The sequence below is a fragment of the Acinetobacter bohemicus ANC 3994 genome (assembly GCF_000367925.1).
Classification (GTDB): domain Bacteria; phylum Pseudomonadota; class Gammaproteobacteria; order Pseudomonadales; family Moraxellaceae; genus Acinetobacter; species Acinetobacter bohemicus.
This window is the reverse complement of sequence record NZ_KB849170.1, coordinates 1-12876: the sequence shown is the minus strand read 5'-3', so window position 1 is coordinate 12876 and position 12876 is coordinate 1. Positions and strand designations below refer to the sequence as shown.

Below are 12876 nucleotides of genomic sequence, written 5' to 3'. Positions count from 1 at the left end.
TCTAAAAAATATTTTTTAGCAGGGTGTTTGAATAAAAAAATTCTTACTCAATCCGAATTTGTACTTGGTTTAAAGCAATATTTTAAACTTTATTCAATCTCCCTTTGGGTAAAAGGGGGATTGAAAAAGCATGATGTTTTTAAGCTAATTCATCATCTTGTGGACGAGGTGTTTTACCTTCAGGTAGCGGTTTTTCACTGTGCTTGTCACGAATTACGGATGGATAATTCCAAGATGCAAAACGTACAATCCAAATTGAAAAAGCTAAAATAAGAATAGAACCAGTGATAATAATCAGATCCATATCTGCTTTATGGTCATGTTGAATGTCGGAAATGAGTAGGCGGGTCAGTGCTGTAATTGCAACATAAATCAGAAAGCGCACTGGCATATGGTTGGTTTTAAAATAAATTCCGACCATTGCGCCTAATTCTAAATAGATAAATAACAATAAAATGTCATCAATGGTTGCATATTGTTTGACGGTTAAAATATCAATTACGGTATGTACCGCAGACCAAGCCACCATACAGCCAATAATAAACAGCGCGACATAGTGAAAGGTTTCAACGGCTAAATTGCCTAGTTTGTCGAGGAGGGCTTCAATTTTTTCAACTTTGGGATTTCGTTCAGACATTTTTTCCTCCTTATTTTATAAAAACTGAGATTTATTAAATACTATGCAAATTTCATGCACATGAAAGATAAATCAAAAAATTATTGATTCAATTTTCTGGTTGAATGAGAGAGCTGTAGTTCATACTTTATCGCTGTTTGCTTCGTCTAGTCGCATATAAAGACTAATAGAGAATAGTATTTTACAATGACTCATGTGCAGTATTGATTTTAGAATTTAGCGATATTTACTTTTTGAGAATAATAAATGTATTTACCCACGCATTTTAAACAGGAAAACCTTCTGGAACTTTTCGATTTAATTGAACAACATTCATTGGCCAGTGTGATTGTCACCCATGATGGAAAAATCGAAGCGAATCATATTCCACTAGAGTTAGATTCAACTCAAGGCGAGTTGGGTGTACTTAAAGGACATATTGCAAAAGAAAATCCATTGTGTGAAATTTTAGATCACCCCTTATCCGCGTATGTGATTTTTCAGGCAGAGCAGGCTTATATTTCTCCGAATTGGTATGTGGGTAAACATGAGCATCATCGCGTTGTTCCGACGTGGAATTACCGTGTGGTGCATGTCACAGGAAGTATCCAAAAAATAGAGGATCCAAAATATTTACATGGAATATTGGCGCGTTTAACGCGTACTCATGAAGCATCACAGGATATTCCTTGGAAAATGGGGGATGCGCCGAATGATTTTATTGAAGAACAGCTGGAAAAAATTGTAGCAATCGAAATTGAAATTTCTTCGATTATAGGAAAATTTAAAGTCAGTCAGAATCGTTCAAAAGTAGATGCTGAAAATGTCGCACATGCTTTAGAAAAGCATTATCCCGAAATGTCTGGGACAATTCGGAAATATTATCCAAAATAAAAAAGATCATCCAAAGTAAAAAACGCCTGACAATGCAGGCGTTTTTAAAGCTTAGTTCGGAAAATTAAGCCTGAGTAGTAAAGTAGTCTTCGCTAAAGTTCATAATCACTTCTGAACCTGCTTTTACTTTGGTAATACGAAGTTCAAGCTCTGGCAAAATGCGTTGTACGAAGTATTGAGCCAGTGCCAATTTATTTTGATAAAACTCACCATCTTTCGCTTGTGCTGCATTGGCAATTTTTGCAAACATATACGAGAAGCTTAAAAGACCCACTGCATGCAGGTAATCAACAGCCGCAGAGTTCGGGAATTCTATATTTTCACTTGCAGCTTCAATCACATATTGCGTCACTGCTTCAATTTCAGTTGCAGCATCGAGTGTGGCATCTTTAATGAAGTTTAACTCAGCGTCTAAACTGTTGGCAAAGTCACGAATTTCAGAGATATATTCTGCAATGAATAAACCATTACATTTAATGGTTTTACGACCAATTAAATCTTGCGATTGAACACCATTGGTGCCTTCGTAAATTTGTGCAATACGTAAATCACGTACGCATTGTTCCATACCCCATTCACGGATATAACCATGACCGCCAAATACCATTTGCGAATCAATCACCGCATTAAATGCTGTATCGGTTAAATATGCTTTTGCAATTGGAGTAAGGAGGGCAACACGGTTATTGGCCGCTTTAATTGCTTCAGGATCGGTTGAGAATTTAGTGATATCTAGTTGCTGACCCACGTAAACTGCAAATGCACGAGATGCTTCATTATTGGCACGTGCATTAAGCAACATACGACGAACATCACCGTGAACTAAAATGCTGTCCGCCGGTTTAGCTGGCGATTGAACGCCAGATGCGCTACGACCTTGTAAACGGTCTGTCGCATATTGTGCTGCATTTTGGTAAGCATATTCAGAAGCGCCTAGGCCTTGAATACCCATGGATAAACGTTCGTAGTTCATCATCACGAACATTGCCGCTAAGCCTTCGTTTTCTTTACCGACCAAATAACCTTTGGCAGCATCAAAGTTCATCACACATGTTGCAGAGGCTTTGATGCCCATTTTGTGTTCGATTGAACCCGGACCTGCCGTATTACGTTCACCGATAGAACCATCTTCATTCACCATGAATTTCGGTACGATGAATAATGAAATACCGCGTGAACCCGCAGGTGCATCAGGAGTTTTCGCCAGAACCAAGTGAATGATGTTTTCAGAAAGGTCGTGGTCACCACCGGTAATAAAGATTTTAGTCCCTGTAATGTTATAGCTACCATCTGCATTCGGTTCAGCTTTGGTTTTGATAATACCCAAGTCAGTCCCTGCATGTGGCTCTGTTAAGCACATTGTACCTGACCATTCACCTGTATACATTTTAGGTAAATAAGTTTCTTTTTGCTCTTGTGATGCATAGCTGTTTAACGCCATACCCGCACCGACAGAAAGAAGCGGGTAGAGCATGAATGATGGGTTGGTCGCGAATAACATTTCATCAGAGAGAACCGTCAGCATTTTTGGCATTGCCTGACCGCCCCATTCTTCGTCAGCGCCTAAACCAATCCAACCACCTTCAGCATATTGTTTGAATGCTTCTTTAAAACCAGCAGGCGTCGTCACATTGCCATTGCTAAATGTTGCACCTTCTTCATCACCGGTACGGTTGATCGGTAAAGTCACGTTTTGCGCAAATTTAGCCATTTCTTCAAGAATAGCTTCTGCCGTCGCAGCATCGATGTGTGCAAGATTTTCATTGGCTTGCCAGAATTGCTCTGCATTGAATACATCATTAAGGATGAATTTCATATCTGCAAGTGGCGCATTATAGATTGGCATGATTCGGACACCTGTTTTTGTTTAAATTTGGGTATTAGTCAGTCTAAGCAAGGGATTCCGAGCATGTTAGACGACTAAGAGTTAACATTTATGTGTATTTATAAAGAAAAAGGACCGCCAAAGCTATGACCGTCCTTTCTCTATTTCTGTACTCATGAGTACAGTTTTTTACAATGTTTTATTAGAAAGCGAAATGTTCAGCATCTAAAGACATCAATGGCTCTAAACCACCCGCAATCACGTCAACGTGTGAGCGAACGCGTGGTAGGATTTTCTTGAAGTAGAAACGTGCAGTGGTCACTTTCGCGTTATAGAAGTCAACGTCAGTTGTACCCGCAGCCAGCGTTTCTTGTGCTACAAGCGCCATACGCGCCCATAGGTAAGCAAGCGTTACATAACCAGAGAAGTATAGGAAGTCTACCGCAGCAGCGCCCACTTCATCTGGGTTTTGCATTGCACGCATACCAATCTGCATAGTCAAATCACCCCACTCTTTATTAAGAGCAGCAAGGGGTTCAACAAACTCTTTCATTCCTGCATTGTCTTTGTTGGCGTCGCAGAATTTGTGGATGATCTTAGTGAAGTCTTTCAACATTGCACCTTGAGTACCCAACACTTTACGACCTAACAAATCAAGTGCTTGAATTTCAGTTGTCCCTTCGTACAAGCAAGCAATACGTGTATCACGTACGATTTGTTCCATGCCATGCTCTGAAATAAAGCCGTGACCACCAAACACTTGAACGCCGTGTTTTGCAGATTCAGAACCTGTTTCAGTCAAGAATGCTTTTGCAATTGGCGTGAGGAGTGACAAAATGTTGTCAGAAGATTTACGTTCTTCTTCTGTTGCACCTTGCTCAACCACGTCCGCATGTAGAGACAATAAGTAAACCAGTGCACGACCACCTTCAGCAAATGCTTTTTGTGTTAAAAGCATGTTACGTACAGCAGGGTGAACAATAATTGGATCGGCTTCTTTTTCTGGCGCTTTTACACCTGAAAGTGAACGCATTGCCAAACGGTCTTTCGCATACGTCAATGCACCTTGGAATGAACCTTCAGATGCAGATAAACCTTGAATAGCCGTACCAATACGTGCCGTGTTCATGAAAGTGAACATGCAGTTTAAGCCGCGGTTTTCAGGTCCAATCAAGTAACCTTTTGCGTTGTCAAAGTTGATCACGCAAGTTGAGTTACCATGAATACCCATTTTGTGTTCGATTGAACCACAACGTACCGCGTTACGCTCACCCACAGTACCGTCTGCATTTAAGTTAAACTTCGGTACGATGAATAAAGAAATACCTTTGGTGCCTTTAGGTGCGCCAGGAAGACGAGCCAGTACGATGTGAACAATGTTCTCAGCCATGTCATGTTCACCCGCTGAGATAAAGATTTTCTCACCAGTGATTGCATAGCTACCGTCAGCTTGTGGCTCAGCTTTAGTACGGATAATACCCAAGTCAGAACCTGCGTGAGATTCTGTTAAGCACATGGTGCCTGTCCAAACACCTGAAACAAGGTTTGGTAAGTAAGCATCTTTTTGTTCAGCTGAACCGTGGTGTTCTAAAGTACGAACTGCACCGTGAGAAAGACCCGGGTACATACCCCATGCCCAGTTCGCAGTACCGACCATTTCTGAAATCACGTTGCCTAAAGAAACAGGTAAAGCTTGACCGCCGTATTGCTCTTCAGCAGAAAGAGACGGGAAGCCTAGTTCGATATATTTTTGATACGCTTCTTTAAAGCCTGTTGGAGTTGTAACAACGCCATCATTCCAAGTACAACCTTCGCGGTCGCCGCTTTGGTTGATTGGAGACAATTCGTTTTCACAGAAATCCGCAGCAGCTTCTAAATATTGGTCAACCAATTCACGGCTTACGGTTTCCTGAAATGCAGGCAATTTAGAATAGTGTTCTTCTGCATTTAATAGCTCATGCAGTACGAATTGCATATCACGTAAGGGCGCTTTGTATTGTGGCATATCGGTTTCCTCAATACTGGTTTAACCAGCTTATAATCCTAATAAACATTGGAACGTGCCTTCTATGACACGTATTTCTATGGCTCAATCGTGCAACATCTTCCCGCTTGGTACAAGCTTTTCCATGCTTTTTCTTGGTGACTGTAAAGTCAAAGATTTTTAGCTTGAAATTGCTAAGTATGTTGAGTGTAAATGCTTTTATCCTTTATTCGATGTTATAAATAGTCAAATACGTAAATTTTTATGTCCAATAAAAAAGGCGCATAAATGCACCTTTTTAAACTTGGCAAGCTGTTTATAGAACTGATTTCACTGGCACTGGGGAAGGTACAACAGGGGCTTTAGGTTGGAAGCGAATTTCACATTGACCAGCGATGGTTTGCACACCGACTTTGATCTGAATTGCTTTGCCGTGTGTTTGACCTTGACACGCTTTAGCAATCGCTTGTTGTATTGCTTGGCGTTTTGCTAAGCGTTGAGCAAATTGCTGCGTTAATTCAGCACGTCGCGCATCTGTTAAAGGTTCATCATGCTGCATATGCATAGCATTCCCCATTTCACCGCGCATTGCACGATGCTCATCTTTCATAGAGCGCTGTTCCCCACGCATTTTTTGACCCGCTTTATGTTCCGGTTTAAATGTCATGCTGCAAGTACCGTCAAGGGTTTTGTCACCGGCTTGAATTTGTACTGTTGTCCCTGCGGCTTTGCCATCACAGGATTTTTGAATTTGTTCAAATACTTGTTTACGTTCCTGACGTGCTTGTTTGAACTGTTCACGTTGCTCAGCTGTCATTTTGTGTTCATGCTGAGGATGATGATCGTGCATCATGCGAGTATGGTCATTATCTTTAACGCTATGGTTCGATTGGCAGGCAGTTAAAGTGCCTAGACTGAGGATACTTGTACCCACTAAAGCAATTTTTATCATGGAATTCATTGTTTTAGCTCCAATGAAAAATAATGTAATTTTGATCAGTTAAAGAATAGATAATAATGATGAAGAAACAATGGAGAGTTTTTTAGGATGGTGTTGGTTACAATAATAAATTGAGAAGAAATTTTGAGATTTTGCATTTGAAAATTCGTCGTGTTCCAATTGCGCTACGCCTATTTTTGACCGTATTACTCACAACCTTAGTGATTACGACGGTGAGTCTTGGTGTCTTGCATTGGACCATGCAAAAAAACTTTGCGCGCTATGTGGCCGATGTTGAAATGCAAAAGCTGGATCATGTCATCAGTAATTTGGCAGGGGTGTATACGGTCTATCATGACTGGGGCAATGCCATTCAAGCACAAATTCTGCAAATTGAAGGCAAGGCAGCGCCAGATGATTATGATCGTTTATCGCGTTGGTGGTTACGTCGTCAGTACGATATTGCTTTGCAGCAACGTTATTTTCAGGACAATTCTTTAATGAATGTTTCGCCTAATTTAGATAAGGCGGGACAACATAAACCGATACTCGATGAAGCAGAACTCAAGATGATTGAGTTGAATTTGCCTTCGGAATATCAACCTTTTGAAGGGCTGCAATTTCCATTAAGTTCCAATCAAAATATGTTTCGTCCTGATAAAAAAAATGAAGGGACGCAAACAGATTCAACACCTAGCCAAAGCAAAAAAAAGCAATTTATTTCAATGCCTGACCGTTTGGGTCTCAGTTCTCGTTTGTCCTTATATGATGCAAATCGACAGTTTGTGGTGGGTGAACCTTCGGATATTCCGGTGTCTTATCGTCCAATTATGGTCAACAATAAGGTGGTTGGTTATTTAGGTTTAAAGCCTGTGTTGGATCAAGATGATGCTTTAAGTATTAATTTCTTTAGTAACCAGAAGCGCTATTTATTGCTGGTTTATGGTTTGACCTTTTTAACCAGTCTGATTGCTGCTTTATTATTGGCGACTTATTTTAAAAAGCCCATTCAACGACTGTTAAATGCAACACGTGAATTGACCAAAGGGCATTATCAGCATCAGGTAAAAATTAATCGTAATGATGAATTGGGTGATTTATCCACTGAAATTAACCAATTGGCGGTCATTTTAGATCAGCATGAACGCTCACGTCGTCAGTGGGTGGCCGATACTTCACATGAGTTAAAAACACCATTGGCAGTATTGCAAGCTCAAATTGAAGCGATGCAGGATGGTATTCGTAAACCCACTCCGGAACATTTTGAAGCGATGTTACGTCAAGTCACCAGTTTGAAAAAACTGACGCAAGATTTGGCTGACTTAGCTCAAGCCGAAGCTCAGCAATTGACCTGTTATTTGGCGGAAGTGAATCCTTGGAATGTGGTGCGACAAGAAGTTGAAAACTTTAAGCCTAAATTTGCTCAAGCCAATTTATCGATTTCGGTGCAAGGCGAAGGTGCAAATTTACAATTGGATATAGATCGTTTTAAACAAATTATGGTCAACTTACTCGGCAACAGTATTCGTTATACCGAAGCAGGCGGCGAGGTTCGTGTGCATACTGAGCAGTCGGCAACGCATTGGAGCGTGATTGTCGATGATAGTCCATTTGGCTTAACGGATGAACAATTGGCGCGTTTAGGTGAACGTTTCTATCGAGTCGATGATTCACGTACCCGCAGTACAGGTGGTACAGGTTTAGGGTTGGCATTATCTGGTAAAATTGCGCAGGCATTGGGTGGGAAATTGAGTTTTGAACATTCTCCATTAGGTGGTTTGCGTTGCAAACTGACTTTTCCAAAACAGTTAAACTCATAAGGAATAAGATTCATGAAACATGTCATGCTGGTTGAAGATGAAGTTGAACTTGCACAATTGGTGCGAGACTATTTAGAAGCAGCAGGCTTTGAAGTCAGTATGTTTCATGATGGTCAGGAAGCCTACGATAGCTTTACGCAGCGTAAACCCAGCTTAATGATTTTGGACTTAATGGTGCCACGTATGGATGGTTTAACCATTTGCCGTAAGGTGCGTGAACAGTCAGATTTACCGATTATTATGGTTACTGCCCGCACTGAAGAAATTGACCGTGTATTGGGGCTTAATATGGGCGCAGATGATTACATTTGTAAACCATTTAGCCCGAAAGAACTGGTGGCTCGTGTACAAGCCGTGTTGCGTCGCTTAGACCGTCAAGCTGAACCTGAGCAAAATAGCTTATTCCGTATGGATAAAGCGCAACAACGTATTTGGTATCAACAAAGAACCTTGAATTTAACCCCGACTGAATTTCGTTTGCTGGAGTTGTTCTTAGAGCATGTCGGGCAAGTCTATTCACGTGCACAATTATTAGATCATATTAACCCTGACAGTTTTGATGTGGCGGATCGGGTGATTGATAGTCATATTAAAAACCTACGCCGTAAAATTTCGGATGCGGCTGAAACAGGCAACCGTCATGAATGGATTCAGGCCGTGTATGGTGTGGGTTATCGTTTTGAATATCCTGAAGATTAACTTGGTTTTAGTTTTCTGATTTTAAAAAAGCGGATGAGCAAAAGTTTATCTGCTTTTTTTATGAGTTTATTTTGTGGAGAAAATATATATTTTTTCAGTCTAGCTCAAATATAAGCCGCAAGGTTAAACATTCAACCAGTGAAATGCGGCTGAGCAATCGGCGATTTTAAAGCACAAGACTGGTTGATCACCTGTGCAAGCGGTACAATTCATTTTTTTATCAGATGAGTATGGGTTTTGAGCAGCGAGATGCCTAAACTTCAGCGCCGTTTAAAGAACCGCCACATCCAATTGATCGCCATGGGCGGTGCAATTGGTACAGGGTTGTTCTTAGGTTCAGCACATATTATTGAGTCTGCTGGCCCATCTATTATTTTGGGTTATATGATAGGTGGTTTGATTGCATTTTTAATTATGCGTCAGCTCGGTGAAATGATTGTGCATGAGCCAGTGACAGGTTCATTCAGCTACTTTGCCTTCAAATATTGGGGGCGGTTTTCAGGCTTTTTAACGGGCTGGAACTACTGGGTATTGTACATCTTGGTGGTGATGACTGAGCTGACCGCGATTGGTAAATATGTCAATTACTGGTGGCCGCATATTCCTGCGTGGGTCTCGGTGCTGGTATTTTTTGTGGTGATCACACTGGCTAATCTCGCTAATGTCAAACTGTATGCAGAGTCTGAGTTTTGGCTGTCGATGATTAAAGTTGTGGCGATTATCGCGATGATCATCTTCGGCATTTATTTGCTGTTGACGGCTGATGTAGGTTCAACCGCATCCATCACGAACTTATGGGCACACGGCGGGTTTTTCCCACATGGCTTTGAAGGCTTATTTTATATGCTGGCCTTTATGATGTTTGCTTTTGGTGGTATTGAGCTGATCAGTATGGCGGCTGCGGAAACAGAAGATCCAGAAAAGAATATTCCGAAAGCCGTCAATCAAACCGTGATTCGGGTTTTCCTGTTCTATATTTGCTCGTTGGCGATTCTTTTATCTTTGGTGCCTTGGAATCAATTGGATTTGGGTGGGCTAGATAAAAGTCCATTTGTGCTTATTTTTAAGCAAATGGGCATTGATTGGGCTGCACATCTACTGAATTTTATTATTCTGACTGCCTCGGTTTCTGTTTGTAATAGTGGGATGTATGCCAATAGCCGCATGTTGTTAGGTTTGGCAGAACAGGGCAATGCACCACAAGTCTTTCAGCAAGTGAACCAGCACGGTACGCCAATAGCTGCTGTTTTATTTTCAGCATTGCTTATTTTTGGCTGCGTGTTGTTAAATTATTTCTTGCCTGAAAAAGCACTCAGTTATCTGATTTATATTGTGGTCAGTGCTGCGGTGTTGAATTGGATGTTGATCAGTTTGATCCATCTTAAATTTAGACAGAGTATGAAAAAGCAGGGCATTCAAACCAAGTTTCCAGCGTTATTTGCACCATTTAGCAATTATTTTGTTTTAGCCTTTATGCTGATGATTTTGTATATCATGTGGAATCAGGGCTTTATGCTTTCAGTCTTGATGCTACCTGTGTGGATTGTGGTGTTGTTTGGTGTATTTAAGATGTTACAAGCGAAAAAGACTGAATGATTTGCTGAATATATGGAAAGGGGTTCAAGTTAGCCTTATCTGTGAGAATGGCAAAAGCTGGAGTGGTGAATTGATTTTTGGTCATTCACCATGTTCCATGATGGCTAGAAGCGTATGAAAGTTTTACCCAATGCAAAGAATAGTAATCGGTGCAAAGAATATGTAATCGGTAGCCATAAACTTGTGTCTTAAAATTTTGGATGCGGCTGAAACAGGCAACCGTCATGCATGGATTTAGGCAGTGTATGGCATGGGTTATCGTTTTGAATATCCTGAAGAGTAAGAGCATTATTAAAAGTTAGAATAAAGACCTTGATGTGGATAAATTTAAATTTATCCATACAGAATATGAGGGAACTGCTTGCTGAAATGTACGCAAATAAGTGAAATAACATATTTGAATAATTATAATACTAAAGCATAATTTTTCTTAAAAAATAATAAATTACAGATTAATAAGTTGAATTTTTATTCAAAAAACGATATTTTTGTCGACTTAATTCATTCTAAATATAAAATTTAATTCGAGGGATTTATAATGTTGCAAAAAACATTAATTGCGATGATGTGTAGTTTGTCTTTAGTCGCTTGTGGCGGCGGTGGAGGTGGGTCATCTGGTAGTGCAGATGGTGGACAGGTAACGACACCGGCTTCAGATTTAGATAAAGCAAAACAACTTGTCAAAACAACCAATGCTATTGTTTCTTATTATGATGGTTTTCAAAATATTGCTGATCAATATAAAGTTCCTACACAAGTCATAAATGACACATCTCCAGATTTGAGCCGTGCAACAAATTTATTATTAGTGATTGTAGAGGTTGTTACTCAGGATGCACAGGGTCAGACCAAGACTTATACGGCGCAACAAATACAGGATTTAATTAATCAGGATTATGCACATAATTTTAAATTTAAGAGCAATAATTTAACGGTTCAAGTTACGGGTACTTCTATTACCATTTCAGGTAATGCTAGTGTCCAGTATTGGCAAGCGTTTAATTGGGATAAAGTTGCAGCAGACAACGCTTGGAATAATGTAAATCATTGGTATAGCGATCCTGCATACTCAATTTATGGTGATGATACTGAAGTTACGGTATCGAATTTGGTCTTAGAAGCACCGTTTATTGATACAGCCCGTACAGCTTATAATTATAAGATTCAGAATAATGGAAAAATTTCGACCAAGAATCTTAAAAATCAAACTGCTAGTTTTAGTTTCACCGCCGATAGTACTGCATCGATGGTTTATGCCACGGCAGAGACAATGGAAAACCGTGAAGGTATTCCAGATCAAGCGACTTTGAAATTACAAGGTTTAGTCTTTGAAAGTGCGGATGTGAAAGTTACCTTAAGCGAATTATCTTTCTCAGCAAAAAAAGTTCAATTTAATAATGGTGTTGATCCCCTTGAACAATTGATTCCATCCGAGTTGGTACTGAAAGGTCTTGTCGGTTATCAGCAGGAATCGTTGAATTTAGAAGCCAAATTCAATTTGAATAATGATTTATCTAAAGTCATTGATGTGAGTGCGGGACAGGAAACATCGACTAATTTCATCAATGCGAATTTAAATGTCAAATTAAGTGGCAATTTAAAAGGTGCCAATGCAGCACCTACACCATTTAGCATTGATATTGCTGCAAAACGTGCTGAATTTACCAAAGGTACAGCGACTGTTGCCGTAGTTGTTGATAAAAATGCATTGGATATTGATTTAACTGCAAAAGACTTAGATCAAGACCATCAAATTATTGCGGGTGTGATTAAGCATAAAAATGGAGCATCAATCAGTATTGCAGATGTAGATAACTTTACTTCAGCGAATATTATGGTTTCAGGAAAAAGTTACGGCACACTCACTAAAAATTCATCTGGGCAATATGTCGTGAAATTTACTGATGACACAATAACTTATATTGCTCCTTAATCTAAAACTTAACTTTGAGAAGAAGGCAGCATTTGCTGTCTTCTTTTATATCTAATGAAAAAAAATTTATTCATATTGGCCCTAAGTTTGCCATGCTCTGCTTATGCGGAAAAAACGATTCAATACAGTGTAAATGCAGATATTTATAGTGAACCTGTTGGCGTACATGCCTTTTTAAATGGTTGGGAAACACCCAATTTAAAAAAAGGGAATAATGCCTTTGCACATGGGAAAATGAAATTAGAAACCAAACAGGATAATTGGACTGTTGGTTGGATTTGGACTTATGACTATCAGATTCATTTTAGTGATGATATGGCAAAGCTCTATTATCAAATTGAAAATGATCAGTTAATTGATGCAAACAAATACAATCAATTAGAATTAGAAGCTCAACATGTCGACACAGTGGGAACTCGTTTTGCCTATGATTGGAAGGTTCATCCTGATTGGACCATTGTGACAGGGGCAACCGCGCTTATCGGACGTCATTATGTGGATGGTAAATTCCAAGCCACAGGTCAAACAACCAATATGACTGAATTGATGGATCGGGTTGCTTGGTTAAA

At 39.8% G+C, this 12876-nt stretch carries 9 protein-coding genes and 1 pseudogene; 6 read left to right on the top strand and 4 right to left on the bottom strand.

The genetic code is table 11. The features are described from left to right. Positions 1–139: 139 nt before the first annotated feature. The gene (locus tag F994_RS09675; protein ID WP_004650176.1) at positions 140–637 is read right to left on the bottom strand and encodes a phosphate-starvation-inducible protein PsiE; all 498 of its coding nucleotides are present in this window, start codon (positions 635–637) and stop codon (positions 140–142) included. A 246-nt stretch (positions 638–883) separates the two neighbouring features. Between F994_RS09675 and F994_RS09670 the strand changes: the two genes are divergently transcribed. Further along, positions 884–1510 carry an FMN-binding negative transcriptional regulator gene (locus F994_RS09670; protein ID WP_004650175.1) on the top strand — a complete coding sequence of 209 codons (627 nt, stop codon included), beginning with the start codon at positions 884–886 and terminating at the stop codon, positions 1508–1510. A 64-nt stretch (positions 1511–1574) separates the two neighbouring features. Here F994_RS09670 and F994_RS09665 read toward each other — a convergent pair whose 3' ends face one another. The 3 genes from F994_RS09665 to F994_RS09655 form a co-directional block, all read right to left on the bottom strand. Further along, positions 1575–3356, bottom strand: coding sequence for an acyl-CoA dehydrogenase C-terminal domain-containing protein (locus F994_RS09665; RefSeq protein ID WP_004650174.1), 1782 nt, complete (start codon positions 3354–3356; stop codon positions 1575–1577). A gap of 181 nt (positions 3357–3537) precedes the next feature. Continuing rightward, positions 3538–5340: an acyl-CoA dehydrogenase C-terminal domain-containing protein gene (locus F994_RS09660; RefSeq protein ID WP_004650172.1), complete on the bottom strand. Its 1803-nt coding sequence runs from the start codon at positions 5338–5340 to the stop codon at positions 3538–3540. 295 nt (positions 5341–5635) lie between these two features. Beyond that, on the bottom strand, positions 5636–6280 hold the full coding sequence (locus F994_RS09655) for a hypothetical protein (protein WP_004650171.1): 645 nt from the start codon (positions 6278–6280) through the stop codon (positions 5636–5638). A gap of 137 nt (positions 6281–6417) precedes the next feature. Here F994_RS09655 and baeS point away from each other — a divergent pair, with 137 nt between their 5' ends. From baeS to F994_RS09630, 5 genes and pseudogenes are all read left to right on the top strand, one after another. Beyond that, entirely contained in the window at positions 6418–8079 is a 1662-nt protein-coding gene (baeS, locus tag F994_RS09650) for a sensor histidine kinase efflux regulator BaeS (RefSeq protein ID WP_004650170.1), read from the top strand. A gap of 12 nt (positions 8080–8091) precedes the next feature. Beyond that, positions 8092–8778, top strand: a complete 687-nt coding sequence (locus F994_RS09645; RefSeq protein ID WP_004649526.1) for a response regulator — start codon at positions 8092–8094, stop codon at positions 8776–8778. 249 nt (positions 8779–9027) lie between these two features. Next, on the top strand, positions 9028–10374 hold the full coding sequence (locus tag F994_RS09640) for an amino acid permease (protein WP_004649525.1): 1347 nt from the start codon (positions 9028–9030) through the stop codon (positions 10372–10374). 538 nt (positions 10375–10912) lie between these two features. Next, a complete protein-coding gene (locus F994_RS09635; protein ID WP_004649524.1) occupies positions 10913–12307 on the top strand; it encodes a hypothetical protein in 1395 nt (464 codons plus the stop codon). Between the two features lie 54 nt (positions 12308–12361). Further along, a pseudogene (locus tag F994_RS09630) lies at positions 12362–12876 on the top strand (hypothetical protein); the annotation flags it as partial.